The 22,119-nt window shown below is 59.2% G+C and carries 18 protein-coding genes and 1 tRNA gene; 5 read left to right on the top strand and 14 right to left on the bottom strand.

All coding sequences use genetic code 11. The features are described from left to right. Positions 1 to 5 precede the first annotated feature (5 nt). Genes KTQ36_RS10800 through KTQ36_RS10785 form a run of 4 tightly spaced genes read right to left on the bottom strand, consistent with a single transcriptional unit; the run spans position 6 to position 7,389 of the window. On the bottom strand, positions 6 to 2,054 hold the full coding sequence (locus KTQ36_RS10800) for an AIPR family protein (protein WP_218633659.1): 2,049 nt from the start codon (positions 2,052 to 2,054) through the stop codon (positions 6 to 8). After that, positions 2,047 to 3,072, bottom strand: a complete 1,026-nt coding sequence (locus tag KTQ36_RS10795; protein ID WP_218633658.1) for a PD-(D/E)XK motif protein — start codon at positions 3,070 to 3,072, stop codon at positions 2,047 to 2,049. Before KTQ36_RS10795 ends, KTQ36_RS10800 begins: the two co-directional genes overlap by 8 nt. After that, a complete protein-coding gene (locus KTQ36_RS10790; RefSeq protein WP_218633657.1) occupies positions 3,069 to 5,897 on the bottom strand; it encodes a Z1 domain-containing protein in 2,829 nt (942 codons plus the stop codon). Before KTQ36_RS10790 ends, KTQ36_RS10795 begins: the two co-directional genes overlap by 4 nt. A 13-nt stretch (positions 5,898 to 5,910) precedes the next feature. Then, positions 5,911 to 7,389, bottom strand: coding sequence for an ATP-binding protein (locus KTQ36_RS10785; protein ID WP_218633656.1), 1,479 nt, complete (start codon positions 7,387 to 7,389; stop codon positions 5,911 to 5,913). A gap of 276 nt (positions 7,390 to 7,665) precedes the next feature. Between KTQ36_RS10785 and KTQ36_RS10780 the strand changes: the two genes are divergently transcribed. Beyond that, complete coding sequence (locus KTQ36_RS10780; RefSeq protein WP_218633655.1) at positions 7,666 to 8,631, top strand: HNH endonuclease; 966 nt, start codon at positions 7,666 to 7,668, stop codon at positions 8,629 to 8,631. A 148-nt stretch (positions 8,632 to 8,779) separates the two neighbouring features. On the opposite strand, the gene KTQ36_RS10775 is transcribed toward KTQ36_RS10780, so the two are convergent. The 4 genes from KTQ36_RS10775 to KTQ36_RS10760 form a co-directional block, all read right to left on the bottom strand. Next, positions 8,780 to 9,982 (bottom strand): hypothetical protein, encoded by a 1,203-nt coding sequence (locus tag KTQ36_RS10775; RefSeq protein WP_218633654.1) that lies wholly within the window; start codon positions 9,980 to 9,982, stop codon positions 8,780 to 8,782. A 226-nt stretch (positions 9,983 to 10,208) separates the two neighbouring features. After that, on the bottom strand, positions 10,209 to 11,426 hold the full coding sequence (locus KTQ36_RS10770) for a restriction endonuclease (protein WP_218633653.1): 1,218 nt from the start codon (positions 11,424 to 11,426) through the stop codon (positions 10,209 to 10,211). Positions 11,427 to 11,632: 206 nt separating this feature from the next. Then, a complete protein-coding gene (locus tag KTQ36_RS10765) occupies positions 11,633 to 12,127 on the bottom strand; it encodes a DUF4411 family protein (protein ID WP_218633652.1) in 495 nt (164 codons plus the stop codon). Continuing rightward, positions 12,127 to 13,299: an XRE family transcriptional regulator gene (locus KTQ36_RS10760; RefSeq protein ID WP_218633651.1), complete on the bottom strand. Its 1,173-nt coding sequence runs from the start codon at positions 13,297 to 13,299 to the stop codon at positions 12,127 to 12,129. Before KTQ36_RS10760 ends, KTQ36_RS10765 begins: the two co-directional genes overlap by 1 nt. Before the next feature lie 521 nt (positions 13,300 to 13,820). Between KTQ36_RS10760 and KTQ36_RS10755 the strand changes: the two genes are divergently transcribed. Genes KTQ36_RS10755 through KTQ36_RS10745 form a run of 3 tightly spaced genes read left to right on the top strand, consistent with a single transcriptional unit; the run spans position 13,821 to position 16,047 of the window. Further along, a complete protein-coding gene (locus KTQ36_RS10755) occupies positions 13,821 to 14,069 on the top strand; it encodes a DUF3489 domain-containing protein (protein WP_255554568.1) in 249 nt (82 codons plus the stop codon). Next, positions 14,066 to 14,470 carry a DUF2924 domain-containing protein gene (locus KTQ36_RS10750; RefSeq protein WP_218633649.1) on the top strand — a complete coding sequence of 135 codons (405 nt, stop codon included), beginning with the start codon at positions 14,066 to 14,068 and terminating at the stop codon, positions 14,468 to 14,470. The genes KTQ36_RS10755 and KTQ36_RS10750 overlap by 4 nt, the downstream gene beginning before the upstream one ends. Further along, positions 14,467 to 16,047, top strand: a complete 1,581-nt coding sequence (locus tag KTQ36_RS10745; protein WP_218633648.1) for a recombinase family protein — start codon at positions 14,467 to 14,469, stop codon at positions 16,045 to 16,047. Before KTQ36_RS10750 ends, KTQ36_RS10745 begins: the two co-directional genes overlap by 4 nt. A gap of 191 nt (positions 16,048 to 16,238) precedes the next feature. On the opposite strand, the gene KTQ36_RS10740 is transcribed toward KTQ36_RS10745, so the two are convergent. The 5 genes from KTQ36_RS10740 to glpX form a co-directional block, all read right to left on the bottom strand. Next, a tRNA-Glu gene (locus KTQ36_RS10740) sits at positions 16,239 to 16,313 on the bottom strand. A 51-nt stretch (positions 16,314 to 16,364) separates the two neighbouring features. Continuing rightward, the gene (gene recJ / locus KTQ36_RS10735; RefSeq protein ID WP_218633647.1) at positions 16,365 to 18,122 is read right to left on the bottom strand and encodes a single-stranded-DNA-specific exonuclease RecJ; all 1,758 of its coding nucleotides are present in this window, start codon (positions 18,120 to 18,122) and stop codon (positions 16,365 to 16,367) included. Further along, positions 18,119 to 19,624: a PH domain-containing protein gene (locus tag KTQ36_RS10730; RefSeq protein WP_218633646.1), complete on the bottom strand. Its 1,506-nt coding sequence runs from the start codon at positions 19,622 to 19,624 to the stop codon at positions 18,119 to 18,121. The genes recJ and KTQ36_RS10730 overlap by 4 nt, the downstream gene beginning before the upstream one ends. After that, positions 19,621 to 20,163: a PH domain-containing protein gene (locus KTQ36_RS10725; RefSeq protein WP_218633645.1), complete on the bottom strand. Its 543-nt coding sequence runs from the start codon at positions 20,161 to 20,163 to the stop codon at positions 19,621 to 19,623. Before KTQ36_RS10725 ends, KTQ36_RS10730 begins: the two co-directional genes overlap by 4 nt. A gap of 64 nt (positions 20,164 to 20,227) precedes the next feature. After that, on the bottom strand, positions 20,228 to 21,214 hold the full coding sequence (glpX, locus tag KTQ36_RS10720) for a class II fructose-bisphosphatase (RefSeq protein ID WP_218633644.1): 987 nt from the start codon (positions 21,212 to 21,214) through the stop codon (positions 20,228 to 20,230). Positions 21,215 to 21,378: 164 nt separating this feature from the next. Between glpX and KTQ36_RS10715 the strand changes: the two genes are divergently transcribed. After that, a complete protein-coding gene (locus tag KTQ36_RS10715) occupies positions 21,379 to 21,627 on the top strand; it encodes a hypothetical protein (protein ID WP_218633643.1) in 249 nt (82 codons plus the stop codon). Here KTQ36_RS10715 and KTQ36_RS10710 read toward each other — a convergent pair. Further along, positions 21,624 to 22,097 carry a DUF2721 domain-containing protein gene (locus tag KTQ36_RS10710; RefSeq protein ID WP_218633642.1) on the bottom strand — a complete coding sequence of 158 codons (474 nt, stop codon included), beginning with the start codon at positions 22,095 to 22,097 and terminating at the stop codon, positions 21,624 to 21,626. The genes KTQ36_RS10715 and KTQ36_RS10710 overlap by 4 nt on opposite strands. Positions 22,098 to 22,119 lie beyond the last annotated feature (22 nt).

Raw genomic sequence — 22,119 nt, 5'->3', positions numbered from 1 at the left:
CTCGTTCATTCCCCCGAAAGGGGGCCACCTTCGTCCTCGGCAAGACGAATGATTTCCACGCCCCGATGCGCCTGTTTGACTGATGGAGGCTTTGTCCAGTCGCGCGCTGCATATCCGCCAAGGGTTGCAGCAATCCCAGACTGCCAGTCCTTGAGCTTCCCGGTAGAATTGCCCCACCGACTGATCTCGATCCAGTCTTGAGCGGAAACGGCTTGGCAGCGTTCCATCGCATTCAGGTCGGCAGGAGAAAGATTGCTGGATGGCGTCTTTCCTCCTCCACCCGCTTGGGTCCCCCGAACTTCGCCAGGGAGCTGGTCGGGAAGCTTGAAGCCACACGCTCTCACCGCTGTCCAGCATTCCGCTTTCTTGCACCATTCGGTGACGTTCCGATCACCCGCACTTTCCACGATTGTGTCACGGACCACGTAAGCGAGATCGCGAAGAAGCTCGACCAGGTCTTCCGAAAGTTTCTGTTTTTGCCAGATCATGTCGAGGTCTACCTGGCGCCCTGTTCGATGAGACAGATAGGCAACGACGTAGGTGACGACCTGAGCTCGATACGCAGGGAACTTCTCCTTGCGCACGACGCTCATCGCCTCCTTGTACAAGAGCGCCTTGGCGATGGTCCGCTTGAAATATTCCTCGTCGGGCAACCAGTTTTTCGAGTGCGTGTCCTTCAGATCCTGCATGAACCAGGAAAAGCACTTCTGTCCGCCGAGGCTGACTTTGTCGGGCCGCTGCTCCCACGACAGAATGAATTTGGCCAGCTCGACCTTGTCGAATTTCCGGCTTCGAGGCGTTCTCTCGTTGAACTTTCGAACCTGTGCCGGGGTACGCGCAGTTCTCGACTTTTCAACTTCGTATTCGCCCCGCGTCCGTTCGTAGAACCATCGACCCTGCTCCCCGGGACACCAAACATTGGAAGATAGTTTGGATAGTTCCACGTGGTATGGGTCGTTGGCTGAGAAGTCTGCCATCTGAATGTTGTTTTGCGAGTTTGCATAGAGCGAGATTTTGGGGACAACCTCGTCAATCTTGCCGGGGTCGATGAGTGAAATCTTCGCTGGGACGTAAACGGAAGACAGATCGACCTTGTCGTCACGGCGCGCACGGTGAAGCGAGGCGGTTGTTTGCCCCCCGTTAACGATCTGCAGACCGCGCACGGACACGACATGTCGTGATCCTGCCTCCCGATTGTGTACGATTTCGATTTCGTCAACGGTGGCGACGATCCCGTTATTGTAAGCAAGGAATCGATCGGGCTCCTTCCTCAAGGTGTCACGAATGCCTCGATTGACCTTCCCGCGCGCGGAAAGAAACGACCGCACATTCTTTTCGAGAAGCCGTGGTCCATACCGGTCGTATAAATGGAAAAGAATTTCGCCGGGGACGAGAGCGAGATATGCATCATAATCTTCGCTGATCTCCGGCGCATGCAGACAGCGCAGGCCGTCGCCATCGAATTCCCGAAAATCCACGAAAATTTCGTCCCGCGGCAGACCGGACTGCACCAATCGGTGCATCCTCTCGATATCGATCAGTTCATACAGAACTTTGGGTCGATCCGTTTCCTCTTCATCGATGGCTTTCAGCGAGCAAACGCCATCGGAAAGAACAAAAATGCGAACTCGATGAAGGCCAGCTGCAAGATCCGCAATTCGGCGAGCCATTCCGTATTCGGCGCTGGACGGTTCGAGCGATGCGACCATCTCTGCGGAGACGGACCTGAAAAAGGCAAGCGCTTGTCTCGCAGCCTTCCTGAAGTCCTCGGGAGCAAAACTGGCCGTGTCCCCCTGACCGTTGAAGCAAGTCGTGAAAAGGTCGAGCGTCGCTTCGTCGTCACTGACGGCGAAACCGTTCACCCTCGCAATGCGGTTTCCAATGCTGCGCTCGAAATGACAGACTTCCGGATTCTCTGTCAGGCCCGTCTCGGAGAGCCACTCCGTTGCCAGTTCCGTAAAAACATTCTCCGAAAACTCAGGTATCCCAGCCTCGGACTGTTCCTGGTTTATGTCCGCTAGCAGCCTGCCCCGAAACTGCTGAATCTCACGCATTTCCATTTTCACCGCACCCCGTAAAAAGGCCCAAAAACTCGTCGTTGCTGATTTCGTATTCCTCGCAGGCCGACAACCTCAGCCCGTACTTTGCTGATGTGATTCCTGGCGCAACGATTGCTTCGCTAAGCCGCGGGAAATCGTCCGCGACACGATATAGTTTGGTATCGCCGCAAATGAACTTTGGCGTCTCATATCGGGTCGCCTGAGCATCGTGGTAGCCTGACGCGGTCAGCTGCTCGTCTAGCCGAGATCGCGCGGTGACATCACTGGCCAGTTTCTCCCGTACTCGGTTTACGAGGTCAGGCAGGCTGATCCCATTGCGCTGGTCGTTTCGGAGTGGGACGAAAGCGAGGAACAGGTGGTCGAAAGGTCGCTCATCCAGTTGGTCCAGGCGCGAGATCATCACCGTCGGATCATGGGCGGATGTGCTGCTCTTGACCTCACAGGCGACATTTTCCCTTAGAAAGTCTTGCAGGCCACCTCTGCCTTGCCAGCATTCCACGGCAGCTCCCGGTCCCAGGGCAGGAAGGAGCGTGGTCTCGAGAAATGATATCTCAGAGAAAATCCCTCGCAGTTGTTCCTGTGACAGCCCACCCGACGAATGAAGCTGCATGAAGCGTTGCCACGCCTGAAGGCGCCTGACGAAAGCGCTAACGCCTGTAGAGACGTCGCTCGCCTCCGTAATCACACTGACGATGTCGAGACAGAGGGCACCAAACAGATCGCGATATTGCGGATTTGTCAGTTCCAGCGCGATGCGAATTTTGCCACCGCGTCCGGGCGAGATCGTCTCAATGGATGTGTTGAAGCCCTTTCCGTCCGGCCACGCCGTCCCTCCTGGCACTGCTGACGAAGCTACTTCGTACAGCACCCCCACCGTTCCGGAAGGGGCTCGCCTACCGGCCATGAGCTGATGCGTCGAATTGAGTCGAAGCTTGCGAACGTGCCAGCCCGCTTCTGTTCTGCCCTCATGTTCGAGGGCTATCCAGATTTCTTCCAGTTCTTCCGGGGTCATAGATCCTCGTCGGACATCGCGAAGACGTTGTTGACGACGTAATCGATTTCGATCGCGTTTTCAGAGGTGGGGAAGCTCAGCGCCATCGCCATCACTGGGTTTTCCTTCTTCTCGATCACGGCGTTGTCGGGCGACAGCGGATAGAGAATGAGGAGACCCGTCGACTGGGGTCTGACATCTCGTATTGCCGGTCCGCTGGGCTCGTCAGGGAGGGTCAGACTCTTGCGTCCCGTACCCGGGTCCTTTCGCCATGCCTCCTGCGTTCTTTCAACTGCCGTCGTATATTCGTCCTTGCCCAGATCTATTGCCTCGTCACGGGGGGAAACGACCCTGCCAATGACGTACTTTTCGGCCTTGATCTGGGCGGGTATTTTCAAGTTTCGTACGAGTGGATTGCGCTCCACCATGTTGATGCGACATCCGCCAATGGTCTTCTCGCCTCCTTTCCCTGACAAGAGTGCGACATTCCAGCTGACGAGATCCCCCTTCTCGTTCTGTTTCTCGATGAACTGCCGGAGATAGTGGCTGTTGGCCTTCACTGAATCCGGGTGAGTGGCATAGCTGGCAAGGAACGCCTTGATATGTCGCGCATCGACACCGCTCCAGTAATGACCGTTGCGCCATGTCTGTGTGCGCCCCTCCGGTCGTTCCCTGACCGGATCGGTCTCGGCGTCTCCCAGCGCTTCGACAAGTCGTTCGGCAGCCTGCAGATTGGCTTCGATGACCTCGGGCCTGCTGCTGAAGACAACCGTCTCCGACATCGTCCCGGCAAAGCTCAGTTTCATGGGTGTCCCGGAGCGCATCTTGACCCGAGAGGTCACCATCAGCGCCGGGTGCGAACGCACGCGGAGACCGTAGTTTCTGGGAGTGCCTCCTACAGCCGCCATGTGATCGAACTCCTCGCGAAGCTCGTCTGCCGCAACGGTAATGTTTTCGAACCACTCCCGCAGGTCTGCGGTCATGTACAATCTGCAGACGTCTTCGTATCCCTTTCGATAGCCGAACCACCGGCCCATCTGCATCAGCGTGTCATACATTCGCGAGGCTCGAAGGAAGTAGCTTGTCGTAAGACCTTCCAACGTGAGCCCGCGGCTCAACTTGTCTCCGCCCACGGCAATGACAGTGAGGCCCTCGGCTCTCTCCTGCTCGTAATCGAGGATGTCGCCGGCAGTACCGTTGATTTCCTTCACTCGCAGAAGGTCGACTGCCGTGCGCACCTCCGGTTCGAGGACATCCCACGTCAGAGGCTCGCCGTTCGGATTATTGTCGTCGTCGAGCTGCAACTCGAAATCCGAAGCGAACAGGTCGCGGAGTTCAGCATAGGAGGATTGCTCGCCCTCGATCTCTCCATAGCGCAATTCGCGTTTGAGCGATCGGACCTCATCCGCGATCTGCTCCTTCACCATGTTCTGCACGCTGGTAAATCGGGAGACATGTACCAGCATGGAGTTATGCTCCGACGTCTGCCCTCTCACCCTTCGTATGGCTGTGGCCAGCACAAAGGAATGAACCGCTCGTCTCACGGATGGGGGCAGGCGCAGCTCACCATGATAGCGCGGGACCCAGCCATTCCGGTGTTTGGGAGGGATCCACCCTGAATCCTCATCAGGCGCGAGTGAATCCGCGTGATCCCATACTTCGCGGACATATCTGTGCTCATCTGATCCGTCTGCATCATCGTCGACCGAAAAGACGTGTGAAGGTCCGAAGTAGTTCGAAGGTGCGGGGAGGCTGATGATGAAGCTGCTCGGGAAGAGATCCGGTCCGGCTTCCTCGGTTTCGGCCTGTTCGTGAATGAAGATATTCGCGAAGGGGGTGGCGGTATATCCGACATACGCTTTCTGCTGAAAGGAGTTCAGAAGCTTGCGGATGAGACCATTGATTGTGGAGGGATCGTGCTCCGGATCGGGCTCTCCATTCTCGTCGAAAGCGCCGTCCTTCGTGTTGACCGAGGCATGATCTGCTTCATCGTCGATGAGCAGCAGAGGTATTCCCGCTACCTTGCCTTCACTGTCGTTCTGCGCCCAGCGCACCCAGTCAATGAGGTTCTGGAGGACGCTCTTCTGCTTCTTGATCACGAAGACCAGAGGGCGACCTCCGGGATTGATCGCAAAATTGCGAGCACGGTTGGTATTGAAGTCGCCGTCGTCTGCTCGAGTTGTCACGGAGTCCGGTCGTAGCGATGGCCGAGGGTCCTCCAGTCCGACACCGACCGCTCGATAGCCTTCGTCGGCCCGCCGGGAATTGTCGTAGCCGAGAAAACCTTCCTCGACGCGGATCTGCGTCTGCGACCGCAGGTTCTTGTGCAGCCCCGCCAGAACGATGATGATCTTGTAGCCCGCATCAGCCGCCTTCGAGATCAAACCAATGTAGTTGGACGTCTTGCCGGACTGGACGTGGCCGACAACCAGGCCCCGTCGATCCCATGGACCTTGTCGCTGCGGGTCTTCGAGGTGGGACAGGATTCGATCAGTGATTTCGTCGAGTTTGTCTGCTGGATCCTGACCGATCTTAGGACGGATATGCGAACGGTATCGCTCCCAATAGTTCCATTCGATCTCAGGCTTGCGCCCCGTCAGCCAGGGTATGTGCCCCTCGTTGTTGACCAGTTCCTTCGACTCGCCAATCCAGATGCTGATCCGCTCTTCGATCGAGCCAAGCAGCTTGTCGCGATCGAAGTCGTCGGGGAGAGGGTAGAGCCCGGTGCTGATGAGCCCGTCGAGAGTGGAAGCAATCCGATCACGTGTGACGGGCTCGCTCTGCCTGACCTGGTCCAGAATGTTCGTTACTGCGGACCGCAGCGCTGTTTCCGGATTGGGCGCCACAGGAAACTCCTTCTTAGATTTCGTCGATGATGTCGGGGAATTGATCGAATGGCGAAAGTCGCTTCAGCTTCTCTCGCGCTGAAGCCTCATCGTTTCCGCCTCGGGCGAGCGTTCCCAGCAGATCTCTCGCGAGCGAGCGAATGTTCTCGCGCGTTTCTCCGGACATCGGCGAGGCGGGCAGCTCTCCTTGTTCTACCGTGTCGATCCAGATTTTTTCCACGGGCACCGTCTGCTCGAGCATCTTGAAGAAGCTCTCGATTGATCGATCATCATCGTCGAGCGATGCAAGAATATACTCCGCAACCGGGTGGGAACGGTCCACTCGATAGGCAGCATGGCCCCCAATCTTTACCGACTTCCAAGGGCGCTTAAGATCAGGCGCAGGAGGTCTTTTCCCATAGTTGCCGCGGTGTACGAAAATTGACCGTGCGTCGGTACGAACTTTCAGCGCAAGGTCGCGCAGCTGATTGCGGATGGCGGCCGGAGGACTGGCGTCCGACTTCTTCACGTCGATCTGCCATGCTTCGTCAACTGAATTGGGCAGGTCGAGCCGGATGCGAGCAAGTTTGTGCGTTTCGTCCTTCACCCAAGGCCGGCCGAGACCCAGACCGAGCCAACCCCCGGCAACGAGCAGCCTGTCGTTTCGGTAAATATAGAAACCCTGCTGTGATACCCAGCCTTCGACCCCTCCGGCATCGTCGAATTCGTCCGCGGTCATCATGTCCTTGTTCGGCAGGATGAAGCCCTTGACCCCGATCTCTTCAGGCCCCGATCCGATCTTCTGCGTGGGCGATATGCGTGTGGCGGAATGCTTCTCGAGAAACGGGTCCCAAGCTCGTACCCTCGCCTCATTCACATGTATTTTCAGTCTGGGGCTCGGCGCCGCAAGATAGCGCTGGAAGACCATGCCCAGATGGCGTTCAATCTGCTCCATGATGATTGCGGTCGGTCGCGCACCGGCGCTTTCCGAACCACGCGGGCGCACGCGGTCGAGCTTTTGCCACAGAACCATGGTGCCGTGGTCCAGCTCGTCCAGCTCGGCAATGTGCTGGGCGGCGCTGTCATCGGCAGTAGTCAGGAGACGCCACTCGCCCTTAGCATCCGCAAGATAATCAAGGTCCCACCGCCTCACGTGCGTAGCGCCGTCCTTGCGAGAGGCTACTGTCAGGCTCCTCGCCTGCGAGAAAGAGGCGGTCTTCAATCCAAGACCAAATCGTCCAAGATCGTCTTCACGGCGTTCGATCAGGGGATTCTGAGACCCCAAGCGCATGGCCGCCCGAAGCTCATCCTCACCCATGCCATCGCCGTCATCAAGAATCCGGACGAATTGGTCGCCTCCGGAAAGCGATACCTTGAGCCAGACATTATCAGCGTGCGCCGTGATGCTGTTGTCGATGATGTCGGCGATCGCAGTCTCGATGGAATAACCAAAGCCTCGCAGCGACTCAGATAATGCGTCGGCCGGCGGCGGCGCGCATTCAAACTCAGACATTTTGCCCCCAGTACGCGTATAGCGACGCGCCTGCGATGTGGCGCGACAACCTTTACTATTAAGCTGCGTGGCAGATTTCACTCTGCTTGATCGAGGTTAAGCAACTGCTGCCGCAGATGGCAATCCGCCAAATGCCGGACAGAAGAATTGCGACGCTGCGGAAATAGCTGTTCATTCCGGTCGATATGTCGGCCAAGAACATGCGCCGAAACACGAAGTATGACAGGATCTCTTATGTTTGCTTTGGCTGTGACGGATCCGCGATGGCATGCCCAGATGCTGGAGGATCCCCCCGAGGGCCTGGTCAACTTCTGGACACCGACACCTTGGAAAATTCGTCTACCCATCCAGACACGCTGGGGCTTCATGTTGAAATCGCCTATCCGGCAGATTGGCGGCTTCGGATCGGTAGTCTCTTACGAAGAAGTGACTGTTACCGAAGCCTGGCGTCGTTGGGGACTGGCAAACGGTGTACGTACGTCGGCGGATTTTCACTCCCGAATAGCGGGCTTCGCCGCGAGGCGATCGAGCGCACCAATTGATGGAGATGACCCGACCATCGGTTGTCTTCTTCTTGATGCTTGCGTGTTTTTGCCGCCCGAAGACTTTCAGACTCCAGAGGAGATCGGAGTCAGCTTCCCCTCGCAAATCGTCAAATGGAAAGGCTTCGAGGGAGATTTGCGCCTCAAGTTTGAAGAGGCCATCCCCAGAGCAGATCGTCCGTTTCGATTAGTCGATCCGGATGCCGGGTCTTGGGAAGTGACAAAGCGAAAAAAGCGTTTGTCACAGAGCCTGTTCAGGCGCGATGTGCTGGAGGCTTATGGAGGCATTTGTGCGGCGACAGGCACAAGGTTTGAGCAGGTCCTAAATGCCGCTCATATTCAGCCTTTCGTTAATTTCGCCAGTAACCACATACAGAATGGCATCCCGCTCCGCCGCGATGTCCATTCACTGTTCGACGCAGGCCTGATCACGCTGCGGGAAGATTACAGGTTTGAGGTTGCTCCCAGCCTCACGGCCATTCCGTACCGTGAACTTGATGGAAGCCAAATGCACCTTCCGAAGAGCTCTGTAGCAACGCCTTCATTAGAGGCGATCAGATTCCACCGTCGCGAAGTCTTCAGAAAGTTTTTCGAAACTAACCACCTGAGTTTTCGGAGGCACAAAATCATTAGGGAACACTTGCGCAATAAGATTCATCCGTGCCGTCGTTCTCCAGCCAGTCCCACCCGTTCAGCTTAAATTTTGCGCGGGGAGTGCGACACAATCTGACGGTACGCAGAAGGTAGGTTTTGGGCCGAAAGCGGAGCGTAGTTCGACGAAATTGCCACGAAACAGCGGCCACGTTTCATCCCGCCGCACGTCTGTAGCTCGGGCGGGCTGCGCTAAGCTAGAAAGCCTTAAGATCGAAGTCCGCCGTGAAATAGTCTGGAACTATTCTGAGATGCGAGCCCGGAATGCCGAGGTCACTAATCATCCTGTCTGCGACCGGGGAAGGGTTGGGATCGATAATCGTGATCTTTGGGATGGCAAAGCGGCGTGAGAAGGCGCGGCGAAAAAGCTTATCGCTCTGGACGTCGGTTCTGGGAAAAGAGTATCCGATAATCACTATTTCGTCCGCCGCCGCGAGCGCATCCTCTGCTTTTAACCAGAGAGTACTGAATAGATCACCGAAGAATTCGTAGCTCTTGTTCTTCACCGGCGGAATAATGAGAGGCATTGATGTGAGCCCCGCATCCGGGGCGTTGCCAGGCTTCGTCCAAGGAAAGTTGAGCGTCGTTCTAACTATGGCATACCCTTCAGGCGGCGCACGACCGGGGAAATCTAGATTGGGCGGATAGTAGCCATATGCCCACGGTTCATAGCCCGGCATGTAACGCCCTTTGAAACAGGCATAGGGCTCGGTCGCCCGCTCGAACACACCAAAGGCGTCAGGTTCGAGATCTTGGCCGGACACAATCGTTCCGTTCCCATCGGTAACCGAATAGGCGGTCAGCCAATTTGTCGAGCCGTGCAATTTCAATAGCAGACTTCCTGGGTTGCCGTCCTCCCCTGTCGATGCTGGTGGGCGCCATCCATCGGCGAATATAGCCTTCGGCGTAACACCATATCCCCAATCCGGTCGCCATCCCGTCCGTTCTGCGAGAGCCCGGTCAAGGAGTGTGTCCCAATTGAATGTGATGAGCACATCATCGGGGCCTAAATCGTCGATTAGATTCATATGAGCCTGCGACGGGGGACCATTCTGGATGTCATTGATTACCGCTGCGAAAAGGAACAGCAGTTCGTTGAATGCTTTGTATGGCGTCATCGCGGCGACCAAGCCTTCGCTCTTGAGTTGCTTATCACGCGCTACCTCGATCTGCGAATGAAGGTCCTCGATGTCGATGCCCGAGCGAAGGTAGTCGAATGCGCTTCCGCGCCCCATGCCCAAGTCATCTTCTAAGTAGGCGATGATCGACCCGATCAGCACCCAAGGGTTTGTTGAAAGCTCGAGCTGATTGAATGTATCGAAAAAGTCACGCGCGATTGGCATGCGTTGTCCGGTAGGGCTTTGATCGTAGCTTTTTGACGCCCCCGCACCGAGCAACATAACTCGCATTGACTAACCTCGATCCAGTTTTGAGGTGTCGGCTTAACAGACGAACTGCAATGCTCCAATTGGGCAGGTGGCAGATCGTCCGCATCCAAGCTGGCGAGCTGGGAAAATCGACATTCCACGCGCTAGTGCCGATGACCCTCAACGATCCAAAAGCTGTCCGGCAGCGAGCGGCGAGTGATTTGCCATGTTTGCGCCGCCGGCCGGTTAGGTCCCACATCTACCAGATGGTGAGGGGCTTGAGTCCGTCCGCCAGCGGCATTGCCGCTCCGCTGAGAGCTGCGTCCAGCCAGTCCTTGCGGATTCTGGCGTTCGACAGGCAGCCGCCTTCACGCAGAAAGTCCACAATGTCGCTTCCCGAAAACAGCCTTACCGGATACCGGTCCGACTCGATCTCGCGCTGGGTCTGCTCACTAAACCACGACGTTGTGAAATAAAGCCCGTACTGACCCCGGCCGAGCCGCGCCACCAGCCGAGACACTTGGTCCGGCGTGATGGCAGAGGCGTGGCGTTTGGCTTCACCAAGGAAATCGATTTCGTAACCAATTGGATGCGGCAGTCGAAAACGTCCAAAGAAGTCGAGCCCGTGGTCTCCAGCTCTCCTCGTGCGCGTCACCATGTGATCGAGCCCGGGGACGATGTTGGGGATTCGGTCGACGAGTGCGACCACAAAAGCCTCGAAAGCGTCTGGCAATAACGCCCGCACCTCGGCCAAGATCGCTGCATCCTCGCTTCCTTCAGGCGGCAGCTGCTGGGACTTCGACCTGATTTTGGCGGCCCAGACGTGACGCCGTTTAATCTGTCCACGGATCGCCTTTTTCCATGCTGTCGGTGCGTGCGCACTATCGACTTTCGTCACCGAAGCCTCTGTGACCCTCGCGTTCAACCATACGGTGCAAACCTCTTCCTCATCGAGGATGGAAAGCAGTGCGCGCAGGTTTTTGACCGGCTTGCCCTTGTCCTCGAACCAGGCGTGCCGCAGGTCCGAAAGCGCGCACAGTCCATTGAAACGGAGATAGCCCGGCCGCTTCCGGGAAAAATGAAGGATGGGTGGCATGTCCTTCAGCCTGCCTGCGAGTCGAAGGTTGTTTATCGCTTCCAATCGCGCATTGCCCGCAAAGCTGTCGTAGTAGCGCTCGCGCTTCGAGAACTTCGCGTCTCCCCAGTAGTGGATGTTTCCGCTGATGTCGTCGACAAGATCATCCCACGGATTGTGATACTGTCCGGGAAGGTCACGCGTGGTCAGGATCATGTACGCGGGGATCTGGCGACCTGTTTCCGCATCGGTAGCTGTATCTCCAAACCGGTCCTTGAATCTGATCCCCCCGGCGTTGCCGATCGACCCCTTGTCGGTTCTGAGCCAGCTAAGAAATTCGTCATCCGGAAACCCGGCCCGGTCGCGATATTCATGACCCACCCGCCAGCTACGCTTGCTCATTCCAGTCCCCTACTCGGGCCCAGAAGACGCTCCCCTACCCGATCTCGGTCGCATTGGAATGAAGCCAACGTTCGATGTCAATGACCGCTTCTGCCAGCTTAAACTCGGACCGGATAGCACATTTCCAGTCCGTGGCCTGTCGTTACCCCCAGTCGACAAGATCGCCGCTCTTGCGTTGATGTAGCTGCACCCTGAAATAGCAGGGTTTAACCATCCCACTTGGTAGAGAAATTCAACTCATTGAGAAGCTGGATTGGTGTCTTGCATACGATGCTACAATCGCTGCACACGTTGGGAACGTGGCGCCTAGCACCAGTTCTGGTTGGTTTTGAGACTTCCGACGTAACGACACAACGACCCACAGGATCACTCATCGCTGCTGCAACTAGAAAAGGGTCTTTGCCGATTATGACCAAGTCTGCCTCGGAGAGACCTTTTCCGTAACAGGCCAGTGCGGCTTGCACATGCGCAGGGTCCGGCTCTTCTTTCAATTGAAGAGCTGCTTTAGTGGCGTCTTCTTTCATCCAATCCGCAAGGTCGTCATGTCCATCAGTGACCTCTTTATAGATCAGCTTGGGTATTTTGATGTTTCCCGCTTGTCCGTGGTGGATAAGCCAATCCCAATATTCTGGGACACGAGGTATTGCGAGATAAGTGTTATGCGCGGTGATCAGCGCGCTCGCGTCGACAAGGTAGATCATTAAGCCACCTTCGCGCCAGGATCGCCGAAGACGAGAGGATAGACGTTCATAGGCTTTACGCCGAGGACGCGCGCAGCGCGCGATGGCGTGAGCGATCCTTCCGACATGGCTCGGCGGACAATTTGTAGTAAGCCATCTCCAATGCGGTGACGCCTCACGATATACCAGTTTGGCCCTCCGTCCCTGCGTCTCGAATCCGCCTTCAATCGGCTTTTCATCGCGAGCCATTCGGCGTGGAATTGATCTTTGAGCTCAATCCACTCGGCGTAAGAAATACCGTCTTCTAAGTGCAATCGATAGGCAACCATCGAGCGGCTGATGTTTCTAGCAGCGGCGAAGGAAGTGATTAGCTCACTTGTTAAGACTTCAGAGGGGGTTTTCGAGACAAACGCTGTTAATTCGTCTGCTGGGATGAGTATCTCGGAAGCTACATCGTTGCAAAATTTCTCAATCGCAATTTCATTGCTCGACCCACTAATGGCGCTTTGTCCTAGCCAAAGATGGCATAACTCATGCAGCAGAGTGAACGCCCATGCGGACTTGGCGTCTTGGTCATTAATGACGACGAATGGGGCAAGGTCGTCGGTGAGCGCAAATCCACGAAAGACGTCTACGCTAATTGCTGTTTGCCAGCTACCTAGGTCTCCGGCCAAAAGGACGTAAACACCTGCGTCTTCGGTCCTCGTTCGAAGGTAGGCGAAAGCGTCTTCAATTGTCCGCTGGCCGCGGAACTGTTCCAAGTCGAAATTGATGGCTTTGACAATCTTAGTTGCCAGCCCTCGAACGCTGTCCTTTGAAGAGGCCGCCCCGAGGTGCGCGAACTGCTCGGAATCTTCCTCGTCTTCAAGTAGCTCACGAGCGAGGCGCTGCCTTGCTCTTACCTGACGAAGAAGAACTTGGAGATTTGTGTTCCCCGGCTCAGATTTTTCGGGAAGCGTCCTAAAGTCTTCACCCACCTCATCCTTACGCGGCGGCTCGGGCAGATAAAAGGTAAGTAACGGACGGCGATATTGTGACGCCATCTTCGCTAGTTGGGCTTCGCTAGGTTGCTTTTCGCCAGTCTCTAGCTGGTGCAGCCGGTCTACGGGATCAAGTCCGTACGCGGCGTTGAGGCCAATTTTGTGCGCAGCTTCGGCGGCACCTAATCCTGCCGTCTCACGCGCCCAGCGCAATATGTCCGGATTAACCTGTGGCATTTACGATTAACATCACCCCCTGTGCCGAGTGTTTCATCGACCAAGAACCAGCTTGCCCGAAACATCTCATTGTTTCCAGTCCAAGCAGACATTTCATTCGAGGGGAATGGCGGAGCAGCAATGGTTCGAATTCTGGAAGGTTTGAGTAAGGGTCGAATGCTCTACCAACTTAGATACTATTCCGCCGCGCGATACCGGGGGCAGTTTTTGAGGCTGCAATCCCCAATTTTGCTGCACCTACGAAATCCCTGAGATTTCTCCTGAATTTCTTGGACTCTATCGTTACCAATTAACATCGCGCTCTTTCAAATGACCGACTTTGGCCGCCAGGCACACCTTCGTAAATGGTCGGAAACCATTCGACTTCGGTCAAAACGCGAGCATTGCTGGAGAAGTCGACAATGGACCTTGTCCTGGCGTCGCCGCCTGATCCTTGAATGGGTCGGGCTTGGGTTGGTGGAAGCGCAATTCTGCGCTCCGGACAGGAGGCCTCCCAATTGAGCAAGAAGAAAACTGGAACCAAGAATTCACCGGCGCCCGAGCCAAAAAAGGTGACCAAGCGTGACAAGCTCGCTGCCCTGCTGGTGCGCGAGGAGGGCGCTACAATTGTTCAGATGACCAAAGCTACGTCATGGCTGCCGCACACGGTGCGTGCCGCGATGACGGGTCTGCGCAAGCAGGGCTATGCGATCGATAGTGACAAGGTCGATGGTCTTCGTACTTACCGTGCGGTCGCACCTGAATGAGCCAGATCGACGCCCACCTGACCGAATTCGGGCAGTTGAGCCGCAGCGAACTCAAGGATCGGTGGCGGAGCCTCTACAAGACGCCGCCGCCGGTGGCGTTCACGCCTGACTTGCTGGCTCGGGGGCTCGCCTACCGGTTGCAGGAGCAATCGGTTGGAGGGCTGCCTCAATCGATCAAGACGCAGCTCGCGTCGAGGATTCATGGCAGTTCGAAAAGAGGCTCTGAGTTACGTCCCGGCAATCGGCTCGTGCGCCGCTGGCGTGGTGTGAACTACGTGGTCGATGTCACCGAGCGGGGACTGGTTTACGACGGTGAGCGCTTTGGCTCGCTGAGCGAGATCGCGACCCATATTACCGGCACTCGTTGGTCGGGTCCGCGCTTCTTCGGGCTTCGGAGATGAAAAAGCTTCGCTGTGCCATCTACACCCGCAAGTCGAGCGACGAAGGCCTCGACCAGGAATTCAACAGCCTCGATGCGCAGCGAGACGCGTGTCGGTCGTACATTGACAGCCAGCGTCACGAGGGATGGAGCTCGGTGCGAGCGAGCTATGACGACGGTGGCTTTTCGGGCGGCAGCATGGAGCGCCCTGGTCTCAAGGCGCTGCTTGCCGACGTCGAGGTCGGCAAGGTCGATATCGTGGTCATCTACAAGATTGACCGCCTGACCCGCAGCCTTGCCGATTTTGCGCGGATCGTCGAGCGTTTCGAGAATTCGGGCGTATCGTTTGTAAGTGTTACCCAGTCGTTCAACACCAAGACCAGCATGGGCAGGCTGATGCTCCACGTTCTGCTGTCTTTTGCCCAGTTCGAGCGAGAGGTCGGAGCGGAGCGAGTGCGAGACAAGATTGCCGCGTCCAAGGCGAAGGGCATGTGGATGGGAGGAGTGGTACCGCTCGGGTTCGATGTCGAGGATCGAAAGCTCGTCATCAACGAGGAGGAAGCGGGCAGCGTCCAGTTGCTCATGGCAAAGTTTGCCGAACTGCAGTCTGTCCCCGCGTTGCTCGATTGGGCACGTGAGAAAGGGCTCAAGACGAAGCAGCGAATGCGCAAAGGCAAGCCCAGTGGCGGGACTGCGTTCACTTATGGGGCGTTGCGCTGCCTCTTATCCAACCGACTTTACGCCGGGCAGGTCAAGCACAAGGGCAAAGTCTATGAAGGGCTCCACGACGCAATCGTAGAGCGACCATTGTTCGAGAAGGTTCAGGCGATCCTCGCGACGCGTTGTTCGGAGGCCATGTGCGGTCCCAAGCTGCGGTCGAACAGCATGCTTCAGGGCCTGATCAAAGATCATCTCGATCGGCCAATGGGTCCGGTACACACGGTGCGAAATGGCCAACGCCATCGCTATTACGTCACGCATCCGAAAGGCGTCGCCACAGGCGACCCTGCACCACTCCGCATGCCAGCGGACAAACTGGAAGCGCTATGCGGCAAGCTCCTCGCTGAACACTGGAACAGTAAAGTCGGAAGCATCGATGACGCCGAAGCCGTCCAGACCCCGGCAGAATTGTTGCTAAAAGGCACAGCCGAAGAACGTCGCAAGCTCTTTCTACACCATGTCCTGAAGGTCCTCATCGGTGATGGCAAACTTATGCTCACGCTCAATGACGGCTCGAGGCTCGAACGGACGGTCAAGAAACTGCGGCACGGCAACGATGCCCAATTGATTGTTAGCGAGCCGGAGCAGTCAGTAGGGGCGGCCGCGGACCCGCAACTCGTCAAGCTTATGCAGGATGCCTACCAGGCTCGCGAACTGGCACTAACGAAGCCAATGACCCCGATCGACAAGCTTGCCAAAAAGTTCGGACGGTCGACCGAACGTTTCAAGAGACTCGTTCGGCTGAGCTACCTGTCGCCAGAAATAGTATCTGCGATCATTGAGGGGCGCGCTGCGACGGCATTGAAAGCTCGCGACATTCAGAACCTGAATGGCATTCCGCTCAGCTGGATTGAGCAAGAACAAATCTTTCTCGGCTGACTCGTCTATCTATCTCGAGACACAGTTTTTTCGTCTGAGAGAAAAAGGTCTGATAATCGACGGATCGGCTGGCCGCGCAAGTCTCCGGCGAAAAAATGCAGAGACCCTAAGGCGGAGAAACGCCGTATTCACGCGATTTTCTAGAGGTGCTGTCTGCCGCACGCGAGACACGCGTGCGGAGACAGTATGAATGGTGACCCCTACGGGAATCGAACCCGTGTTTCAGCCGTGAAAGGGCCGCGTCCTAACCGCTAGACGAAGGGGCCATAAGTGGCTGGGCGGGCTGTTAGAAGAGCCTGCTCCCCTCGTCAACACCCTTATGGCCTGCAAGTTGCAATATCTTCGATATGCATCTCGGCCGCATTGCCTCCGGTCCACTCGTCGCGCTTGATCGTCCCGGCCAGCCAGAAGCGGGAATCGGGGGTCGCCGACAACATGGCCTGGCCGAGCGCGCCGTCGGCGGCGCGGAATGCGATGGCCTTGAAGCTGCGCCCGTCATCGCCGATCGCGATGGTGCGGACGTGACCCTGTCCGACGATGCCGGTCTTGTGGAGCCTGACGGGGCCAACCGCCATGCGCGGAGCGGGCCAGCCCGCGCCGTAGGGGCCGGCCTGCTCGATCTGGTCGCACAGCTCGCCCGCGACCCCGCCGGGCGAGAGCATCGCATCGATGATCAGCTTGCGGCCCGCGCGTGCCTGCTCGACATTGTCGGCGAGGCGAGCGTCGAGATAGGCCTTAAGCGCGTCGATGCCGCCCGGCGCGACGGTGATGCCTGCCGCCATGGCATGGCCGCCGCCGGCAACGAGATGACCTTCATCCTTGGCCGCAAGCACGGCCGCACCGAGATCGACGCCCGAGATGGAGCGGCCCGATCCCTTGCCCGTACCGTCCTCGTCGAGCGCGACGACGAAGGCGGGGCGGTGGAATTTTTCCTTGAGCCGGCTAGCGACGATGCCAACCACGCCCGGGTGCCAGCCTTCGCCCGCGACCAGCACGACCGGATCGTCGGCCTGCGCCTCGGCAGCTTCCATCGCCTGTTCTTGCACCGCCGCCTCGATGGCGCGGCGTTCCTCGTTGAAGCGATCGAGTTCGGCAGCGATGCGCTGTGCCTCGTCGGGATCGTCGGTGGTGAGGAGGCGAACGCCGAGGTCCGCCTGGCCGACACGCCCCCCGGCATTGATCCGCGGTCCGAGCGCAAAGCCGAGATCGCGCGAGACAGGCGCTCGCGTAAGCCGCGATGCCTGCGCGAGCGCGACGAGCCCGGTATTGCGCCCCTGCGCCATCACCTTGAGCCCCTGCGTCACGAAGGCGCGATTGAGCGTGCGCAGCCGCGCGACGTCGGCCACCGTGCCCAGCGCGACGAGATCGAGCAGGTCGATGATCTGCGGCTCGGGCCGGTCACCCACGAAACGGCCACGCGCGCGCAGTTCGCGGAGCAGGGCCACGCCGAGCAGGAACGCCATGCCGACTGCAGCGAGATGGCCGTGCGCGGCGCCCTCGTCGCTTTCGTCGAGCCGGTTGGGATTGATCAGCGCGTGGGCGACCGGGAGGTCGGTGGCGCATTGGTGATGATCGCACACGATGACTTCGAGGCCGGCATCGGCGGCGGCCTGCAGCGCCTCGAATCCCTGCGCGCCGCAATCGACGGTGATGGCGAGGTCGGCGCCCTGCTCCTTGAGCTTGACCAGCGCCTCGGCACTAGGGCCGTAGCCTTCGAGCAGACGGTCCGGAATGTAGATCATCGGCTCGATGCCGAGACGGCGGAAAAGATGCGTCAGCAGCGCAGCGGAGGTCGCCCCGTCGACGTCATAATCGCCGAAGACCGCGATGGTCTCGTCATTCTCGATGGCGTCGGCGACACGCTTTGCCGCCTTGTCCATGTCGGCGAAGACCGAGGGGTCGGGGAGAAAGTCGCGGATGCGCGGATCGCGTTCGCGCGGCAGGTCTTCCTCGGCGACCCCACGCGCCAGCAACAGCTGATCGACGAGGTCGCGGCTGAGGTCGTCGCCGCCGCGATAGCGCCATTCCCAGGGAAGTCCGGTGAGGCTTGTCGCAGCCTCGAAGGGCGCGCTCATTGAAGGTCGCCGAGCAGGTCGTCGCGCAGCGCGTAGGCGGTGGCCGAGGGGATGGAGACGATCTGGTGGTGCTGGAAGCCCTTGCCGCCCGCGACACCGAACACCATCGACGAGACACCGAAAATCTTGTCGATCGGGCCGCGATGGACGTCGACGGACTGGATGCGGTCGAGCGGGAGGATCACGAGCCGCTGGTTCCACGCGCCCGAATGGATCAGTACCCGGTCACCATCGCGGCGATAGCGATGGTGCATCCAGCCGACCAGCCGCAGCGCCATCAGCACGGCTGCAACCGCAAGCGCTGCGACTGCCGGGGCCCAGACGCTCTCGACCGCCGAAATCGCGAAGCCGATGACGAGCGCGGGAACCATGATCAGCATGAACATGGCGACATAGGCGAAGGTTGGGCGCGTCCAGCCCTTGGTCGTCGGGTCGACCTGCCGCCAGTCCATTGCGTCGAAGATGCGGTCGATTTCCCCGTTTCGGGCGAGCGGGGCGATGACGTGGTCGCCGCCATGACCGCTATCCTGCGCGAGGCTTTGCAGCTTCATCGCCCGCCAGCCTAAATAGCGCCGGATGGGGCCGGTCGCCAGGATCGTCGCCTGCACGCGCTTCAGCGGCAATACGACATCGGTGAGCGTGAAGAAGCCGCGGCGGCGGCGCAGCCCGCTCTCGGTGCGCGAGAGGCGGAAATTCCATTCGCGCAGCGCGGTCTGGATGATTCCGGTAGCCAGCCCGATCGCCACCAGCGAGATGAATCCGAAAAGCCCTGTGACGATTTGGTTGGCGAGGATGAAGTCCATGAAGGGCGCGCTGTCGGCCGCGAGATTGCGCCAGAATGACCCGCTGAACGGGTTGATGCCGATGACGTCCCCGACCGTCTGCGCGGCGCCGAACAGCACGCCGAGCACGGCGAGCGAGAAATTGAAGATGCCGGCCAGCAGCACGCGCTTCTGGTCCATGGCATAGATCGGGGCCGCCTCTTCGATCTCGGTCTTGTCCTCGGACGCGACCACAGGCTGCGCACCGGCGCGGTGGACGCGGATCGTGTCGCGCAGGCGCGCCGCATCGTCGAGCTTGATCGAATCGATCACCCCGTCCTCGCTATTGCCCCCCGCGCTGCCGCCCGTTTCCAGCTTGACCTTGGCCATGCCGAACAGGCGGTGGAGCACATTCTGCTCGAGATTGACGTCCTGCACACGGTCGAAGGGGATAGTGCGGTGGTTGCGTGAGAGCACGCCGCTCTTCATCTCGATCCCGTCGTCGCCGACCATGTAGGTGAAACTCAGCCACTGGACGAGCGGATTGACGAGGTTGGCAAGGAAGACGATGCCGACCAGACCTGCCGCCATGAGCCACTGACCCTGATAGCCGATGAAGACCGCCGCAATGGCCGCGCCCCACGCCTGTTTGAGCACGTCGCCCAGCCGGGTGACCATGGTCAGCGGATGGAGGCGCTGAGGCTCTCCGGTTTGCAGGATGACGGGCGCGGCGTCGTTCACTGCCAGTCGGTCCGGATTTCGGCGCGGATCGCGGCGCGCATCTCTTCGGCTTTTTCGGGGTCGAGGCCGGGGAGGGTAACGACGCTGTTATGCGTGCCTGCGGTGTGGACGATCAGGCTGGCGGTACCGAGCAGCTTTTCGAGCGGACCGCGGGTCACGTCGAGGTGCTGGACGCGGACGAAGGGGACGATCGTGTCGGTGTGGAATAGCCACCCGCGCACCACGCGCAGGCTGCGGTCGGACAGGCGATAGCCGAGGCGCCGCCAGATGCGCTGCGGGACGATTACGATGACCGCGAGCGCCAGCACGGCAACGGCGAGCGAGAGGTAGGCGGGATAGCCCTGTTCGGAGAGCACGAAATTGTCGAGCACCAGCGCGCCAACGAGGAAGGGCGCCCAAAGCAGGATGAACTGGATGCGCAGGACCCAGCGATAGGCGGGCTCGACCGGGTGCATGCCGGCGGGGAGGCGCGGGGCGATCGGGTCGATGGTCTCGGGAAGCGGCGCTTCGGATGCAGCGTCGGTTTGCTGAATGGTCATTCGACCATATTACTCGACTAATACGCCTTGGGAAGGGAAATCCTACAGCGAGGGCGGCGCGGCCTCAGGCGGGCGCGCCCTTGCGGTGTTCGCCCTTGACGTAGCGCACGGTGCCCGAGGAGGCGCGCATGACGATGCTCTCGGTCTCGATGCAGCCGCCCTTGCGGCGCTTGACGCCGTCGAGCAGCGAACCGTCGGTGACGCCGGTCGCGGCGAAGATGCAGTCGCCCTTGGCCATGTCGTCGAGGGTGTAGATGCGGTCTAGATCGGTGATCCCCCAACGCTCGGCGCGGCCGCGCTCGTCATCGTCGCGGAACAGCAGCTTGCCCTGGATCTGCCCGCCGACGCAGCGCAGCGCAGCAGCCGCGAGCACGCCCTCGGGCGCGCCGCCGGTGCCGATGTAGATGTCGACCTGCGTATCGGGATCGGTGGTGGCAATGACACCCGCTACGTCGCCGTCGGGGATCAGCATCACGCCGCAGCCGATCGATCGCAGCTCGGCGATGATGTCGGCGTGGCGGTCGCGGTCGAGTACGCAGGCGTTGATATCGCCCGGCTCGACCCCCTTGGCCGCCGCGAGGCGCTTGACGTTGTTGGTGACGCTATCGGCAAGATCGATCGTGCCGTCCGGATAGCCCGGCCCGATCGCGATCTTCTGCATGTAGACGTCGGGCGCGTTGAGCAGGTGTCCGGCCTCGGCGATGGCAAGCACCGCGAGCGCGTTGGGTCCGGCCTTGGCGGTGATGGTGGTGCCTTCGAGCGGGTCGAGCGCGATGTCGATGCCCGGCACGTCCTCGTCGCGCGGATTGGAGCCCACTTTCTCGCCGATATAGAGCATGGGCGCCTCGTCGCGCTCGCCCTCGCCGATCACAACCGTGCCGTCCATCGGCAGCTTGTTCAATTGTTCGCGCATCGCCTCGACCGCTGCGGCGTCGGCCGCATCATTGTCGCCGCGCCCGATCCACTTGGAGGCGGCGATGGCGGCAGCTTCGGTCACGCGGACCATTTCGAGGACGAGGACGCGGTCGAGCGTGTTGGCGGTGTTGGACACGTAAAAAGGCTCCCTGGAACTGGTTGCAGCGGGCGATAAGGCAGGGGCGCTAGCTTGTCGAGCCGTGTGAGCGATCTCGGCGGCGGTTGGCGCAGGCGGTTGATGTGGATCAAGGCTTGGCTGTATGGTGGCCCGCGTTACGCGACGCAAAAACCGGGGGTGAAATGCATCTGATCTTCAAGATCGCGGCGATCCTGTTCGCGCTGGTCTGGGTAGTGGGCGTCGGGCTCGAGGTGATCCAGCAATGGCAGCTGTTCGGGCCGATGCAGGTCGGGGGCGAAGTGCTGCTCGAGCCGCTCAGTCAGCCCTGGTCGACCTGGTTCGAGGAACAGACCAACATGATCGCCGCGCCGCTCGTCACGCTCGGCATCCTGATCCTGCTCACCTATCTGGCCAAGCCCAACAACCGCTAGTCGCGCTGGTCCTCGTGGAAGAGGACTTCCTCGCTGACGCGAATGGCCGCGGTGGCGAGCCGCGTTTCGACGAGGAAGGTCGCGAAACTGAGGCCCGTCGCGAGCATCGCGGCAATGAACAAGAGGGCGACCCAGGTGCCGAGGTCGAGGTCGGACAGCGCCGCAACAAACAGCAGGATCACCAATAGCGAGATTAGCACCGCGCCGAGCACGGCGAGGAAGATGGCGCGGTTGCACACGCGCATGCGGCGGTCGAGCAATCGCGCCTCGTCACGCAGCCGGTCATGTTCGCTACCCCGCGAGGCGAGGACACGCGGTTCGAGCCCGCGCGCACGATCGACGATCCGCGCGAGACGGCCGGTGCAGACGTTGAGGAAGGCGCCGATTCCCGCGAGCAGGAAAACGGGCGCGACCGCCAGTTCGACAGTCGCGGCGACCTGCGCGAGCGAGGGAAGGAAGGGGCTGGCCATGGCAGGCTCCTGCCACGGCGCG

This window comes from Sphingomicrobium clamense (assembly GCF_019264355.1).
Lineage (GTDB): Bacteria > Pseudomonadota > Alphaproteobacteria > Sphingomonadales > Sphingomonadaceae > Sphingomicrobium > Sphingomicrobium clamense.
Note: the sequence above shows the minus strand (reverse complement) of the source record. Positions and strands in the feature narration are given on the sequence as shown.